The sequence below is a fragment of the Propionispora sp. 2/2-37 genome (assembly GCF_001298735.1).
Taxonomy (GTDB): Bacteria; Bacillota; Negativicutes; order Propionisporales; family Propionisporaceae; genus Propionispora.
Window position 1 is genome coordinate 1 of record NZ_CYSP01000022.1, and the last position, 14,966, is coordinate 14,966.

Here is a 14,966-nt window from a genome sequence, read left to right on the forward strand (position 1 = left end):
ATCTTACTCTCACAAATAGGCTTACTCTTCAATTGAGTAAGCCTATTTTCGCCGTTACCAATGATACGGTTCTCCTCTACTAATCTTAAACGCCCGATAAATTTGTTCTACCAGCAGGAGGCGGATCATCTGGTGGGTAAAGGTCATTTTGGAAAAGGAGAGGCGCTCGTGGGCGGCTGACCGGATGTTATCGGCGAGGCCGAAGGCGCCGCCGATAACAAAAGTGATCTCACTTTTGCCGGATAGGGCCAGCGCATCCAATTTGGCGGAAAGCTCCTCCGAGGATAATTGTTTGCCGGTTACATCAAGAACCACTACATAGCTGTCTTGTTTGATGTATTTGAGCATGCGCTCTCCCTCCCGGGACAGAGCTTTGCTTTTCTCGGCTTCCGAAGGGTTATCCGGCATTTTTTCCTCATCTGCTTCGATAATACCGAGTTTACAATACGGGCCCAGCCGCTTTGTAAACTCGGCAATACCGGCCGTGAGATATTTCTCTTTGATCTTACCGACAGCAACAATAGTAATTTTCATATTACTGTTGAGCCGGCATTTCTTCCAGCGTCACCGAAAGAGTTGCATTTTTCCCTTCCCGTTTAACGACAACTTCCACCTGAGAACCAACTGCCTGAGCGTCTGTGGCGGAGCGCAAATCAGCCACACTGTTGGTTTCCGTTCCGGCTACCGTAAGAATGATATCGCCCTGCTTAATCCCCGCTTTGGCTGCCGGTCCGTCTTGATAGACTTTAGCGACATAGACGCCCTTATCAATATTCAGTTCATAGCCGTATTGCGCCGCCGAATTTTTATCCAGCACCCCAATGCCAAGGTAGGCGCGGATTACACGGCCTTTTTCGATGATGGACTGCAAAATAGGACGTGCCGTATTAACCGGTATGGCAAACCCGATTCCCTCCACTCCGGCGACGGAGATTTTAGCACTGTTGATGCCGATAACCACCCCGTCGGCATTGGCCAGCGCTCCGCCGGAATTACCGGGATTGATGGCTGCGTCAGTCTGGATGAGTTTAAACTTCCGTTCACCAATTTCAAGCGAGCGGTTGAGCGCACTGATCACTCCGGCAGTAACACTGCCCTGAAATTCCAGCCCCAGAGGATTACCAATAGCCACAGCCGGCTCACCTACCATCAAACTGTCCGAATCCCCGAAAGTGGCAACCGGTAAATTATCGGCCTCAATTTTCACTACGGCCAGATCAGTCGCTTCATCAGTGCCCAGCACCTTGCCGTCAATAACCCGGCCGTCAGCTAACGATACTGATATTTCCTGCGCATTCTGTACAACATGAAAGTTCGTGGCGATATAACCCTTGGCATCAAAAATAACGCCCGAACCTGTTCCCTGTTCCACCAAAACCTTACGGTTGGAAAAATCCCGGGCATAAGCCTTGTTGGTAATACCCACAACAGCCGGTCCAACCGTTTGGGCCGCCCTGACCACCGGGGTATTACGGGCATCGGATACTTGCCCTTGCCCGGCAGGTGTCTGAACGAGATTCTGTGGAATTTCCGCCCTTTGCGGTGTAGCTGATTTAGCTAAAAATTTACTGCCGTATCCCCATACCAGTCCCCCGCCAAACAAAGCGGCAATGACGGCAATGATAATATACGGTGTTATTTTTTTATACTGTGCCATAAAGAAACCTCCTTACCTTCCGGCATGCTGACAATATCATTGGGATAAGTAAGATAAAGATTGATGTCTTCGCCCACCTTCCAGCCTTGTTCTTCCAAAATACCGCTCACCGTATCCCTGGCAATATCCGGACGATTGTTTTCCTGACTAAGGTGTGCTAAAAAAATATCCGTACGGTTCTTCTTATCCAGACGGGCGAGCGTCCAGCCGGCATCCACATTGGACAAATGGCCGCGATTGCTCAAAATACGCTGTTTTAACGGCCAGGGATAGGAACCCTCCTTGAGCATGTCTAAGTCATGATTGGCCTCCAAAACCAGAATATCGGATAATGACAGGGCTTTTTTCACCGAATCAGTGACAAAACCCAGGTCGGTTGCCACACTGCATTTACAATGACCGGCAAAAAAGTTAAACCCAACCGGATCAGCAGCATCATGGGAAATGCTAAACGGCTCGATTTTAACACTGCCGATGTCCAGACTGTCGCTTAGGTCCCGGCAGCATTCCAGGGGCAGTGTATCTTTTATAGCCATAGACTGCCAGGTGTCCGGACGGGTATACATTGGTAAGCGGTATTTTTGGGCAAGGGTGGTCAAACCGGCAATATGATCACGATGCTCGTGGGTGATAACAATCCCGTCAAGCTCCTCCACTGCCGCGCCAATTTGGTCCAGCCCTTGTTTTATGCGCCGTGCACTGATACCGGCATCCACCAGAATATTCGTATCGTTGAACTGTAAAAAAGTTGCATTGCCTTTGCTGCCGCTTGCCAAAACATGAACCTGCATAACAAACTCCTTTTATATTAGGAAAATACATGTGTATCTTTCGCTTTTTAACCAGTAAATCCTCTTTCTGTTAGCACCAGTTTACTTTATGATAAAGCAGGTAATTTTTCTCTCACTGCGCCCTGAATAACTTCCGGTAAAGCTTCCACCAAAATGCGCATGATGGCTAGCAACCGCTCATGGGTTTTGGCTTCAAACCGCAGAGTAAAAAGAGGCTCGGTAACTGAAGCGCGGATCATGCCCCAGCCATCGGCAAATTCAATTCGGACTCCATCGATGAGGTTGGGCTGATAATCGGCCAGGCGGGCAGCAACCGTCTCCAGAATCGCCTCTTTGTCCGTTCCGGTATAAGGCACGCGAATATCAGGAGTCAGTTCGTAAGCAGGCAAGGCAGCAATGAGCTGTGCCAGCGAACCATGTGCGGCAACAAACTCGCAGACTTTGAGACCGGCAAACATCCCGTCATCATAGCCCAGTTCGTTAAAGAAAAAATGCCCGCTGATTTCACCGGCAAACAGGGCTTTCTCCCGGATAAAAGCCGCCTTGCTGAAGGTATGTCCGGCACGGGCCATGACTGCCCGGCCGCCGGCTTTAACCACCTCTTCCGGCACTACCATGGAGCATTTGGCATCATAAATAATCGTCCCCGGCTGCTTCTCCAGGTAGTAACGGGCAATGATCACCATAATACCATCATTGGCAACTGCCCGGCCATTTTCATCCACAAAAGCCACCCGGTCACCGTCACCGTCAAAGGCCACCCCCATGGCGGCTCCAGCCTGCCGCACTTTTTCGCCCAACGCCGCCAGATTTTCGGCTAGGGCCGGGTTAGGCGACCGGTTGGGAAAACGTCCGTCCGGTTGACAAAACAGTTCCACCACCTGATAGCCCAGTTCACGAAACAGGCGTGGTACAAAGGCTGCTGTCGCACCGTTGCCGGCATCCAAAACCACTTTCATATTGTTTTTTTGCGCCATGCCGGCAGTGTAGGCTATATATGAATCGGCCATATCCACCAGGCTCACTGATCCCGCTCCCGTTGTGCCGGCTCCTTCGGCGGCCAGCCGTTCGATTTCAGCAATATCCGCCTCCGTGACCGGTTCCGGCCCCAGAACCAGTTTAAAACCGTTGTAAGGGGCCGGATTATGGGAGGCTGTAACCATCACTCCGCCATAAGCCCCGGTATTTTTCAACGCAAAGTAAAAAACCGGTGTGGCCACCGTGCCGATATCTACGACCTCACAGCCGGAAGCAGCCAGTTCTTCCACCATAATCCGGCGAAAAAGCGGCGTGGACAGTCGGATATCACCGCCGACAACCACTTTCCTACCGGACAGTTTGACTCCGACAGCCCGGGCAATCTTCCGGGCTATTTCTTCGGTAAGCTCCTGACCGGCAATGCCCCGTATATCACAAGCATGGTAAATACTCATACAATCTCCTTTCAAGAACCCTTTCAATAGGCTTATTGTAGCACGAGCCTACCGGAAAAAACAAGCAATCCGGCAGGGCGGGGCGATTCATGTCACGCTTTTTCTTGCTGCCGCATACCCTATACAGACGTAACTAAAGTTCTGTCCTGCGAAGGGCAAGTATGTAGAGGAGGTTTTTCTATGGCTTCTCCAGAAAAAATTATAAAATACGCGATTGGTGAGCTCAATCAGAATCTGGTTATTTTAAAAACTATTGCTCAGGATCAATCTGTGGCCATTGCCCAAAACCGGCAAATTATTGAATTATTATCCGAGATACTTTGTGTCCTGAAAAACAGCCGGGAAGAAGAATCATGTTCCGACTCGGAAGAATCGTATTCCGACTCGAGTGAAGAGTAAAAAAACAACCCGGAGACCGGCTCCGGGTTATGATGCCGACTCAGCATCATATTTCATGTTTTGCTTCATCCATGCAGGCCATGCTTCGGCAAATTGCTCGTAGCTCATACCCAATGCCTGAGTTATGGCCTGTTCCGTGGTTTTTCCGTCCTGCAGGCCGGCGATAACGGCCTGCAGCTTATCTTCGCCATGTACCTCGGCAATATACCGTATGGCTGCCAATGATTCACGATAGGCCAATGACTGATTGCCCAGATCATCAAAGCTATTATCCAGTTCGGCCATCGTATAAAGCTGATAGTTTAGATTATTATACGGGGTAATCCATTCATACCCATTCACTTTATACTCCACATACTGCGCCAGTCCTTCGGTAAACCAGCGCGTATAATTGCCATGGGTCATATGATCAAAAACCAGGTGGGTATACTCGTGTACCATCGGACCGGTACGGATAAATTGCGCCAATTGATCTTTATCGTCTTGCAGCCAGACCTGTGGTGATAAAACCTGGATGACACCACCCCAATACACGCCCATGGCGCTCTGATCCTGCGACCAGCCAAATACCTGCCGCAGTTTGGCTTTATCCGGATAAATAACAACCAGCGTTTTAGCCGGCGGCGTATGCCCCATTAAGGTTGTAACCGGCCGGTATGCCTGTTCGGCTGCTTCCGCGACCAACGGCAGTACGGCTTCATCCTCCGGGGTATACTTAATAACAAAATGCTCCGTTTCCCATTTCTCCATATAACGGGTTTCATACTCTATTTTTATCTGTGCCGCCTGCCGGGCCAGCGAATACAGCCAGGCCTGCGGTCTGGACGGCAAATGGACAAATAGCAACACGGCCAGTATCAGTCCAACTATACCGCTGAAGACGCCAATATCCTGTTGTGTACCTAGCATCCGCATGACAGCACCTCCTTTTACTTTACATAAATACACCAAGATACTCATTATAGCTTATAAAACATGACTTATCTAGCTGTAATTTATGTAAACATAAAAGAGGGCAAAAAAAGAAACCCGGCGAACCGGGCCATCAACGTCAATGCTGCTGCATTTTCTTCTTCTGGCATTCCGGGCAAATACCGTAGAAATAAAATTGTTGCCCGGTTAGCTCATAGGGAGTGGCGGCTTCGACCGATTTAACAAATTCGGCGGAATCAATTCCCTCCAAATCGTCAACACGGCCACAGGCCGTACAGCAAATATGTGGATGCGTTTCTACAATAGCGTCATAGCGAAAACTGTCTTCTCCCACATTGAGCATTTGCACCATGCCAAGTTCCCGCAGAATCTCCACCGTTTTATAAACGGTAGCCAGGCTCATTGTGGGATACACCGGCTGGAGTTCATTAAAAATCATTTCTGCACTGGGATGCGTCTTCGTATTCACCAGGACGTTGTAGATCGCCAAACGTTGGGGCGTAACCTTAAAACCTTTATTACGGAGCAACGTTGTAATAGAATCCATAACTTCACCAACTCATTATTTTTCTATGATAATAATTATCCTTTAGTTGTATTTATTCTACACAACTCTCTTTTTTTTGTCAAGAGAAGAATTCCGGAACGCTCTTTCCTGCTGTTGTACATTTTCAAAAAAGGGGATATATTAATAGTCACATAAATGTTATAGTAATTGTAGGCACGATACACCGCATGTTGGAGAGATAAAAGTGAGACGATTTTTATTAATTTACAACCCGCTTTCCGGCAATACCGCTTTTAAAACCGAACTCGACTACGTAATTCAACTGTTTCAGCGTCAACACTGCCTGCTCATTCCCGCACGTACGGAAAAGAAAGAGGATACTCCCTCATTTATTCAATGGGCTGAAGAGCTCCACGCCGACGGTATTATTGCCGCCGGCGGCGACGGTACCATTCACGAGGTCGTCAACGCTATGCTGGAAGCCAATACCACCATACCGTTAGGCCTGATTCCCTGTGGTACCAGCAATGATTTCGCCGCATTTTTGAAAATTGACCGCAGCATGGAACAATGCGTCGGTGTAATTACCGGCGGCCGCTGCCGTTCCATTGACGTCGGCATGATCAATGACAAATATTTCATGAATGTCGCCAGTGCCGGGCTGCTGGCATCTGTTGTCCATAAAACCGATACTACCCTGAAAAATACGCTGGGTAAAGTGGCTTATTATTTAAAAAGCCTGGAAGCCTTGCCCAACTTCCGTTCGCTCCCTATTGAAATTCATGCCGACGGGTTGGTGATTAAAGATGATATCCTCTTATTTTTGGTTATGAACAGCGGTGTTGCCGGTGGGTTTACCAATTTGGCACCGGCTGCCAGGCTGGATGACGGCAAATTGGATCTTTTAATCGTCAACCGCTGCAACGTAACGGAATTTATGCGTCTGTTAATCGCCCTGGCCACCGGCAATCATACCAACCATAAAAACATCACCTATCTGCAGGCCAGAGACATTACCATCACTTGTGATGAACCGCTGGAAAGCGATCTGGACGGTGAACTTGGCCCGCCCCTGCCGCTGCGATTATCCGCACTGCCCAACCGGCTCAAGGTTTTCATGCCGCAGTAAAAGCCCTGAAAATGGCAATACCCCTCACTGGTCAGACACTATAGACCGTCAGGTGAGGGGTATTTTTATTGAAGGAAATGTCAGGTCAGCTGCTGAACTTACCGGCGGCTTGTGAAATATCCTGTGGGTTGGCATTTTTCACATCATAATAACCCTTTTGCTGCATTACGTCAAACAACTGTTTCTGCTGGCTATAGACATCCCCCAGAATAGTCATGTAATCCCGTCTTAGCTGATCGTTGGTCGACTCCAGAATATAAGTATTCAACGATTCAGCCAAATGTTTCGACTCATTCAGGCATACCTGCATGATATCGCGATCGGTAAACTGCATCCCCTGGCCATTGATGGTCATCTGTCCGGACTGATTCTGTTGCTTTTGCGCCATTCATACTCACCTCTTCTTTTATTGTAGGGTTTGGCCTGCGTTTAAATGCTTGCTGATGGCTTGAAAATGCTGCTGATTTTTCTGCGCCATTTGTTGAAATAATTGTTTGACCTGGCTGTCCTGCACATTGGCGGCAAAGTAATTCAAACTCTTCACCGTTGTTTGCTCCATGTTGAGGAAATCTTCCACCTGCAGCAGTTCTTTTTGTGATAACATATTCCGTCCCCCCTTTCCGTCACTTGGATACCCGCTTTTGCGCCTTCCATTTCAGGCGAGCCGTTCCGGCCCAAACATAGCATATACCCAAGGGTGACGGAATATGCAGTTATTGATCTATCGGCATGGATGAATCAGAAGGTTTCCATACCATGACCCGGTTGCGGCCATTTTGCTTGGCCTCGTACAACGCTTGATCGGCAGCCTCCAAAAGCTGACCGGGCGTTAACATTTCCAGCATATCGCCCTTGGCGGAGGCAATACCCAAACTCACCGTAACCGCAATCTGATTTTCTTCCACTTGAAACGGGTTCTCGGCAATCTGCCGCCGGAAATTCTCCGCCAGCTCTACCGCCTCCTCCAGTGCCGTTTCCGGCAAAACAACAGCAAACTCTTCTCCGCCGAAACGGGCCGGAAAATCAGTATTGCGAAACAGTTTCCGTATCTGTCCCCCGAGCTGCCGCAAAATTTCGTCACCAGCCAGATGCCCCCACGTATCATTGACTTTTTTAAAAAAGTCGATATCCAGCATAACCAGACTGACCGGCCGTCGGTACAAGCCGGCCCGGTTATATTCTTTGGCCAGACAGTTATCGAATTGGCGGCGGTTAGGCAGCTTGGTCAGGCCGTCGGTTAAAGCCATTTTACGCACACTTTCATAAAGGTATGCCCGTTCCAGCCCCACTGCCGTTTGCCGGGAAATAGTACTCAGCATAATATCCAAACCTGACGGTATTTCTTTTTTGGGATCGCTCCAGCTAAAAACCAGCAATCCCTGCAGCATTCCTCCCGACAATAACGGCAGAATATGCAGTCGCCGGTGATTAAGAATGGACATGGTTACCAGGCTGTCACCCAGGTCATTCCACGGCCAACTGGCCGTATTATCAGAAAACACTTTACCCAAACTACTGATTTCCTGATCTGAAAAGTGTTGGCTGAATACCTTTTCCGTATGCAGTCCGTCATCGCGATGATGCATGACAAAAGCAACAGCACCATCAGCTTGTAATAGATTTTGCACTTTTCCCGTCACTTGCCCCAGTAAATCACCAGGAGACATTTGCATGGCAATTTTTTCAATGATATCATAGAGCACCTTAAGATCATTAAAGCTTTGTACTGTGTGAGCAAAAAAACGGGCATTTTTAATGGCCTCTCCTGCCTGATGGGCAAATACCGTCAAAAAAGCGGCATCATTGGTGGTAAAATTAGAAAACCGGCGTGAAAACAGCCCGATAGCACCAATAATATTGCCATTATGCCGGATAGGAGCTCCCATCATGGAGTGCAACCCGGCCTGTTCCAGCGTAGCAACAATTTGGCCCGAAACACCGGCAAAACTATCAATCACAATGGCCTGCCTGCTGGCAAACACTTTACCAAGCAGGCTGTGTTCCGGCAGCAGTTCGGCCGGCGGTTTAAAGCTACTGACATAGGCAACCAGTTTCAATTTGGCAGGAGTACCCTCTGCCAGTGCCAGATAAGCATGATCACACTTAAAAACAACAGCTGCCGACCGGATGACCTGTTCCAGCATTTCATCCAGATTATTTTTGGAAGCAACGGTTGCACCAAGCTGTATTAGGGTTTCCTTCAACAGTTGATGATTTTCTCTCGCTTCCTTATACAGTTTGGCATTGCGTAAAGCCAAATTACGCAGTGAATGAGCCAGACGGGAAATACGGATATACGGATGCAACACCGATGTACCGAACAATGCTCTGAGAATCAGAAAATAGGCTGACAGCCGGTATAGGTGACTTAATAAATCGTAGCTGTCATGCCGGTTACCGGCAAAAAACACGGTTGCCAGTTCACTGACCAGACTGCAGACCAGGGCGGCACGAATAAGGCAGACGTGCTGATCCGAAGGATTGCGTCTGCCATAAAAATAAATCCCCCCTGCATGCAGACCGATAGTCAGATACGACAGCCAACCTCCGTCATGCCCCATCCCCTGTCTTGACCAGGTCAGGTCGGGCAGCCAGGCGGAAAAACCCATGATCAGCAGTAAACCGGCAACAGCCATACTGACGCCCAGTGCCGTAAAATGCAGCCGGTCAAACGTCCGGTACCGGCCCCGGCGCGGCATAAAAGCGGCCAGGAAAAGCCCGCTGGCAACAAATATTCTGCCGGCCAGCCAGAACGCCAGCGCCTGTTTACTACTGTCCGCCAGGAAAGCCTCAGCAATCCGGTTACAGGTCAGTACATGCATCCAATCAAACATACCCATTGCCAAAAAGGAAATACCGATAACCATATCCCGCCCGTTATGGGTCTGCGGCCAGCTGTACCATACAATTAGAAAAACAGAAATTCCGATAATGATGCTGGCAAATTCAATCACTGTGTGTAAAAGAAGATAGGCCTTTTCCGGTAAAATAACATAGAATAGATCGGGGCGCCAGGAAACTACCTCCAATAGCCCAAGCAATCCTAACCCGATCAGGAATAAATGTAGTTTCACTTTTCCTTTATCCAACAATGGGGACATTCCGTTCCCTCCCTCCCCCAAAAATCTCTTTTTTACATAATATGAATCTATAATATAAGCGGTGACTCCGTATTCATCTGGAAGGAAATTCTAACATCAAGGACGAAATATAGTAAAATAAGACTACAGTCCTAGTATTAGAGGGACAAAGGCACATTTTTTTTGTTTCATGTTATTGTATAATAGGAATAAGTAGAAACTGACCGAGGTGAACATAATGCGCTTAAACAACGCTAAGCCCGGCATGGTGTTAGCTAACGATGTTATCGATGAACGGGGGAATTTATTACTGGAAGAGGGCATTGTTCTGACCGAGACTTACATACGCCGCTTACAAAAACTCGGGATTCACCAGTTGGCCATTCGTGATCCGTATGCCGAATCACTCCGCCCTCGTGACATACTCACCGCCGAACTGCGCCAGGAAGTTTTCACCTGTTTTGAAGCACTGCTTACTATGACAACCAAAGATATACAGGCTGAACAGCATTATTACCGCAGATTATCACACGCTACCGACTCGATTATCAACCAGCTGGAACCGGAACTGCCGCAAATCATGGATTATCAGATACGCTGCCTGCAGCCGGGCGCCATCCATCATGCCGTGAATGTCTGTCTGCTTTCGGTTATTACCGGCCTTTACTTAAAATTGCCCCGCCCCGTACTGCATGATCTGGCTATGGGTGCTCTGCTGCACGATATCGGCCGTTCGTCCATTGCTGTTCCCGCCAACGCTCCTGGTCAGGATAAACTTCACCCTCTGCGCGGCCAAAAACTGCTGCAACAATGCGGCATGAGCGATATCATTGCCCGCATTGCGGCTGAACACCACGAACACTATGACGGTTCCGGGTTTCCTGCCGGCTTAACCGGACATACTATTCATCCTTTATCACGCTTGGTCATGATTGCCAATGATTATGACCTGTCCGTAACCAGGGCCGTAACCAAAGGCACCCCGCTGCATGAAGTTTCCGAGTCCATGCTGTCACTGGGCAATACCCGCTACGATCTTAATCTGTTAAAAGCTTTTTTTCATACGGTTGCCGTTTATCCTATCGGTTGTCTGATCCGTCTCAACACCGGGCAGACCGGTTATGTCGTAAAAAACCGCCTCCATTTTCCTTTACGCCCGACAGTGCGCATTATCGATGCTTCCGGCTATTTTGATCTTAACCTGGTTTACCGCCCCAATATCACCATCACCGAATTAATTGAAGCTTAGAGCAGGCTGTTCAGCTTACGACCGGACTCCGGCTCGTCCGTAATTTGACCAGCCTGCTCTAAGCTTTTTCTATGGATTGCCGCCAGCCTGCTCACCCGGCACAACCCGGGAAACTACTGCTGGACTTTTTCTTAAAATCGCGCTATAATTATGTCCTGAAAAACAATACATAAGACAGTTCGTAACCATCCTGTCTTAAAACAAAACTACGGGCTTAAGCTGCTTTTATGCGGCATTTTTTTGGGGCGCGTGCGCCTCTTTTTTATTTGCCCTAAGCCAGGGAGGAACTCATGAATACAATAAAGCCGCCGGCACCGGACAATATGGTCCGCAAACTTACCCTTTCCGGCATTGTCATTGCATTGTATGTCAGCATCATGTTTTTGACGCAAGGCTTTGCCTTTGGTCAATTTCAAATCCGCATTGCCACTGCCTTATATATTTTGAGCGCCATCTATCCTTTTCTCATCCTGCCGCTCGGTCTGGCCAATCTCATCAGTAATACCCTGATGGGAGGCCTGGGCCTGCCGGATATCATCGGCGGCACAGTCGTCGGCATCGTTACCAGTTCGCTGGTCTGTCTGTTGGCCCGCTACCGTGTAAACCAATGGATGATGGCCCTACCCATCATCTTCGTCCCCGGCCTCATTGTGCCCATTTGGCTGTCCTGGCTTATTGCCGTTCCTTACGGAGTACTGGCGGTAAGTCTTTGCACCGGCCAGATCATTCCCGGCATTGCCGGTGTTCTGCTATACAAACAGTTAATAAACATTACCACACGGGAGGAACGAATATGAACGGAAGAAGTAAACAGGAACTTGCCGGCGTAACCCTGCTGGGCAAACAAAAAGTATCATATAGCTATAGCTACAATCCGGATATTCTTGAATCTTTTGCCAACAAGCATCCTGAAAATGATTATTTTGTGAAGTTTAACTGCCCGGAGTTTACCAGCCTCTGTCCAATGACCGGACAGCCTGATTTTGCCACCATATATATTGCCTATGTTCCTGACAAACTGCTGGTGGAGAGCAAATCCTTGAAACTTTACCTGTTCAGTTTCCGCAACCACGGTGATTTCCACGAGGACTGCGTTAATATCATTATGAAAGACCTGATTAAATTATTATCTCCCAAATACATCGAAGTCTGGGGAAAATTTACCCCTCGCGGCGGCATTTCCATCGACCCCTATGCCAACTACGGCAAACAGGGTACCCACTGGGAAAAAGCCGCAACTGAACGTCTGCTTTGGCATGATATGTATCCTGAAAAAATTGATAACCGCTGATTTTCAGACCGTGTCCTGCAAAGGGCATGGTTTTTATTTTCACCGGTCCCTCTGTTGGTATATATTTGTTCTAACATAGGACAAATATATGGCATCACACCAGCTTTATTTACTTCCGTCCCTTATCATTTTCCTATTAAAGCATAGGATTTCCGTTTACAGTTCTGGGTATCACCAGATAATTATTGAAACCTATACCGCTTTTCCGCAAAATTTCATAACTGGTAAAAATATGATATAATATAGCGGCAAAACCATAAATAAAGTAGGTGATTTGTTAGTGATCATACAAGAGATACCCGCCGCTATTGCCCGGGAAATACAAGTCAAACCTTATCAGGTCGAGGCGGTAATCAAGTTAGTGGACGACGGCAATACGGTTCCTTTTATTGCCCGGTATCGCAAAGAAGCCACCGGCGAACTTAACGAAGAGCAAATCCGTACCATTGAAGAACGCCTGCATTATTTGCGTAACCTGGTAAAACGTCAGGAAGAAATTATACGCAATATTACCGAACAAGGCAAATTAACACCGGAATTATCGACTGCCATTCTTAACTGCAGCAAATTGCAAGAGCTGGAGGATTTGTACCTTCCCTTCCGCCCCAAAAAGCGCACCCGCGCCCAGGTAGCGCGCGAAAAGGGCCTGGAACCGCTGGCTGAACTGATACTGGCTCAGCAGTTGACCTCCGGTACACCGGAAGAGGCTGCCCGAAACTTTATCAACCCGCAGCAGGAAATTGATTCCGCTGATGCCGCCCTGGCAGGCGCCAAAGACATTCTGGCCGAGACTATTTGTGAACAGGCCGATATCCGGGCCGCCATCCGTCAACGGCTGTGGCAGCACGCCGAACTTGTCACGGAACTGGCTGTCCCGGAAGAAGCCGGAAAAGACTTTTTAAATTATAAAGAATACCGGGAACCTATTAAAAGAATTCCTTCTCACCGGCTGCTGGCCGTTAATCGCGGCGAAAAAAAAGAACTGCTTAAAGTTACGCTGTCGGCACCGCATGAAGATCTGATCAGTTTTATCACCCGTAAGGTCATCACCGGACACTCCATTTTCCGGGAAGTGTTGCAGGATGCCATCGCGGACGGCTATAAACGCTTGCTTTTCCCGGCAATGGAACGGGAGGTGCGAGCGCAGTTAACCGAAAACGCCGAACATCAGGCGATCCGGGTGTTTGGCTTGAACTTGCGCCAACTGTTGTTGCAGCCGCCGCTTGCCGGACATACGGTCATGGGCCTGGACCCCGGCTACCGCACCGGCTGTAAAATGGCCGTTGTCAGTCCAACCGGAGCGGTACTGGCGACTGGTACCCTCTATATTACGATGAGCGCTGCGCAGCAGGAAACAGCAGCACGGGAACTGCTAGCAACCATAAACAGACACGGTGTTACGCTGATTTCAATCGGCAATGGCACAGCGTCCTATGAGACGGAAGAATTTGTAGCCCGCCTTATTCAGGAACATAACCTGCCCGTCCATTATCTCATTACCAATGAAGCCGGTGCCTCGGTATATTCCGCCTCTAAACTGGCCAAAGAAGAACTACCCGGCCTTGACGTTTCCATCCGCGGCGCCGTATCCATCGCCCGGCGCATCCAGGACCCGCTGGCTGAACTGGTAAAAATCGACCCCAAGTCCATCGGTGTAGGACAATACCAGCATGATGTCAATCAAAAAGAACTGGGAAACACACTGGATCAGGTCGTAGGCTCCAGCGTAAACCATGTCGGGGTGGAACTCAACACGGCTTCTATTGAGCTGTTAAAACATGTAGCCGGTATCAATGCCAGCGTCGCAAAAAACATCGTTACTTTCCGGGATGAGCACGGTTCTTTCACCTCCCGCAAGCAGCTTTTACAGGTGCCGCGTCTGGGTCAGGCTGCCTTCACCCAGTGTGCCGGCTTTTTGAGACTGCATAATGCGGATAATCCTCTGGACAACACCCCGGTACACCCGGAATCCTACCATATCGCTGAAACGGTTTTAGCACATCTTGGTTGTTCAACCACCGCATTGAAAGATAAAGCGACCTTACAAAACCTGCAGGAAAAACTGGCTGCAGTCAATACGGCCGCTTTAGCGGAGAAACTCCAAGCGGGTGAACCGACTCTCCGTGATATCGTCTCTGCACTGGGCAAACCGGGACGTGACCCGCGCGCGGATCTGCCGCTGCCGCTGACGCGTAAAAATATCGTAAAATTATCCGATATTACTCCCGGAACCCGCGTCCGGGGAACCGTTCACAATGTTACCGATTTCGGTGCCTTTGTGGATATCGGGATTAAAGTCAACGGCCTGATCCACCGTTCCGAGCTTAGTTATAAGCCTTTTCGTCATCCCCTGGATATCGTCTCGGTAGGCGACATACTGGAAGTTATTGTCATCAACGTAGATGAAACACGCGGCCGTATCGGCTTAAGCCTCAAACAGGCTGCCGATAGCAATACCGGAGTAAAATAAACACAAAAGGATGTCTCAAAATAGGT

Annotated in this window: 15 protein-coding genes; 6 read left to right on the forward strand and 9 right to left on the reverse strand. The window is 48.8% G+C overall.

Features of this window, described 5'->3' with window-relative positions:
• Window positions 1–54: 54 nt before the first annotated feature.
• The 4 genes from rlmH to P22_RS18160 form a co-directional block, all read right to left on the reverse strand.
• Window positions 55–534, reverse strand: coding sequence for a 23S rRNA (pseudouridine(1915)-N(3))-methyltransferase RlmH (rlmH, locus tag P22_RS18145; RefSeq protein ID WP_054261652.1), 480 nt, complete (start codon window positions 532–534; stop codon window positions 55–57).
• 1 nt (window position 535) lies between these two features.
• The gene (locus P22_RS18150; protein ID WP_054261653.1) at window positions 536–1,657 is read right to left on the reverse strand and encodes a S1C family serine protease; all 1,122 of its coding nucleotides are present in this window, start codon (window positions 1,655–1,657) and stop codon (window positions 536–538) included.
• A complete protein-coding gene (locus P22_RS18155; protein WP_054261654.1) occupies window positions 1,636–2,448 on the reverse strand; it encodes an MBL fold metallo-hydrolase in 813 nt (270 codons plus the stop codon). Before P22_RS18155 ends, P22_RS18150 begins: the two co-directional genes overlap by 22 nt.
• Window positions 2,449–2,534: 86 nt before the next feature.
• Window positions 2,535–3,881, reverse strand: a complete 1,347-nt coding sequence (locus tag P22_RS18160; protein WP_054261655.1) for a phosphomannomutase/phosphoglucomutase — start codon at window positions 3,879–3,881, stop codon at window positions 2,535–2,537.
• A 180-nt stretch (window positions 3,882–4,061) separates the two neighbouring features.
• On the opposite strand from P22_RS18160, the gene P22_RS18165 reads away from it, so the two are divergent.
• Entirely contained in the window at window positions 4,062–4,280 is a 219-nt protein-coding gene (locus P22_RS18165; protein WP_054261656.1) for a hypothetical protein, read from the forward strand.
• Between the two features lie 27 nt (window positions 4,281–4,307).
• Here P22_RS18165 and P22_RS18170 read toward each other — a convergent pair whose 3' ends face one another.
• Both P22_RS18170 and P22_RS18175 read right to left on the reverse strand, forming a co-directional pair.
• The gene (locus tag P22_RS18170; RefSeq protein WP_054261657.1) at window positions 4,308–5,195 is read right to left on the reverse strand and encodes a peptidase MA family metallohydrolase; all 888 of its coding nucleotides are present in this window, start codon (window positions 5,193–5,195) and stop codon (window positions 4,308–4,310) included.
• Between the two features lie 136 nt (window positions 5,196–5,331).
• Window positions 5,332–5,760, reverse strand: coding sequence for a transcriptional regulator PerR (locus P22_RS18175; RefSeq protein ID WP_054261658.1), 429 nt, complete (start codon window positions 5,758–5,760; stop codon window positions 5,332–5,334).
• 205 nt (window positions 5,761–5,965) lie between these two features.
• Between P22_RS18175 and P22_RS18180 the strand changes: the two genes are divergently transcribed.
• Entirely contained in the window at window positions 5,966–6,850 is an 885-nt protein-coding gene (locus tag P22_RS18180) for a diacylglycerol/lipid kinase family protein (RefSeq protein WP_054261659.1), read from the forward strand.
• Window positions 6,851–6,935: 85 nt separating this feature from the next.
• Here the strand turns inward: P22_RS18180 and P22_RS18185 are convergent, their stop codons facing one another.
• The 3 genes from P22_RS18185 to P22_RS18195 form a co-directional block, all read right to left on the reverse strand.
• Window positions 6,936–7,238 (reverse strand): spore coat protein, encoded by a 303-nt coding sequence (locus P22_RS18185; protein WP_054261660.1) that lies wholly within the window; start codon window positions 7,236–7,238, stop codon window positions 6,936–6,938.
• Window positions 7,239–7,256: 18 nt separating this feature from the next.
• Window positions 7,257–7,454 carry a ferritin family protein gene (locus P22_RS18190; RefSeq protein ID WP_054261661.1) on the reverse strand — a complete coding sequence of 66 codons (198 nt, stop codon included), beginning with the start codon at window positions 7,452–7,454 and terminating at the stop codon, window positions 7,257–7,259.
• A 109-nt stretch (window positions 7,455–7,563) separates the two neighbouring features.
• Window positions 7,564–9,951, reverse strand: coding sequence for a diguanylate cyclase (locus tag P22_RS18195; protein WP_054261662.1), 2,388 nt, complete (start codon window positions 9,949–9,951; stop codon window positions 7,564–7,566).
• Window positions 9,952–10,168: 217 nt separating this feature from the next.
• Here P22_RS18195 and P22_RS18200 point away from each other — a divergent pair, with 217 nt between their 5' ends.
• From P22_RS18200 to P22_RS18215, 4 genes are all read left to right on the forward strand, one after another.
• Window positions 10,169–11,179 carry an HD-GYP domain-containing protein gene (locus P22_RS18200; RefSeq protein WP_054261663.1) on the forward strand — a complete coding sequence of 337 codons (1,011 nt, stop codon included), beginning with the start codon at window positions 10,169–10,171 and terminating at the stop codon, window positions 11,177–11,179.
• Between the two features lie 290 nt (window positions 11,180–11,469).
• Entirely contained in the window at window positions 11,470–11,976 is a 507-nt protein-coding gene (locus P22_RS18205; protein ID WP_054261664.1) for a QueT transporter family protein, read from the forward strand.
• Window positions 11,973–12,470 (forward strand): preQ(1) synthase, encoded by a 498-nt coding sequence (gene queF, locus P22_RS18210; RefSeq protein ID WP_054261665.1) that lies wholly within the window; start codon window positions 11,973–11,975, stop codon window positions 12,468–12,470. The genes P22_RS18205 and queF overlap by 4 nt, the downstream gene beginning before the upstream one ends.
• Before the next feature lie 280 nt (window positions 12,471–12,750).
• Window positions 12,751–14,940, forward strand: coding sequence for a Tex family protein (locus P22_RS18215; protein WP_054261666.1), 2,190 nt, complete (start codon window positions 12,751–12,753; stop codon window positions 14,938–14,940).
• Window positions 14,941–14,966 lie beyond the last annotated feature (26 nt).

Coding starts and splice junctions, on each gene's coding strand:
- P22_RS18190 (WP_054261661.1), bottom strand. CDS start 7,454: ATGTTATCACAAAAAGAACTGCTGCAGGTGGAAGATTTCCTCAACATG.
- rlmH (WP_054261652.1), bottom strand. CDS start 534: ATGAAAATTACTATTGTTGCTGTCGGTAAGATCAAAGAGAAATATCTC.
- P22_RS18205 (WP_054261664.1), top strand. CDS start 11,470: ATGAATACAATAAAGCCGCCGGCACCGGACAATATGGTCCGCAAACTT.
- P22_RS18185 (WP_054261660.1), bottom strand. CDS start 7,238: ATGGCGCAAAAGCAACAGAATCAGTCCGGACAGATGACCATCAATGGC.
- P22_RS18165 (WP_054261656.1), top strand. CDS start 4,062: ATGGCTTCTCCAGAAAAAATTATAAAATACGCGATTGGTGAGCTCAAT.
- P22_RS18150 (WP_054261653.1), bottom strand. CDS start 1,657: ATGGCACAGTATAAAAAAATAACACCGTATATTATCATTGCCGTCATT.
- P22_RS18200 (WP_054261663.1), top strand. CDS start 10,169: ATGCGCTTAAACAACGCTAAGCCCGGCATGGTGTTAGCTAACGATGTT.
- queF (WP_054261665.1), top strand. CDS start 11,973: ATGAACGGAAGAAGTAAACAGGAACTTGCCGGCGTAACCCTGCTGGGC.
- P22_RS18175 (WP_054261658.1), bottom strand. CDS start 5,760: ATGGATTCTATTACAACGTTGCTCCGTAATAAAGGTTTTAAGGTTACG.
- P22_RS18160 (WP_054261655.1), bottom strand. CDS start 3,881: ATGAGTATTTACCATGCTTGTGATATACGGGGCATTGCCGGTCAGGAG.
- P22_RS18195 (WP_054261662.1), bottom strand. CDS start 9,951: ATGTCCCCATTGTTGGATAAAGGAAAAGTGAAACTACATTTATTCCTG.
- P22_RS18155 (WP_054261654.1), bottom strand. CDS start 2,448: ATGCAGGTTCATGTTTTGGCAAGCGGCAGCAAAGGCAATGCAACTTTT.
- P22_RS18170 (WP_054261657.1), bottom strand. CDS start 5,195: ATGCGGATGCTAGGTACACAACAGGATATTGGCGTCTTCAGCGGTATA.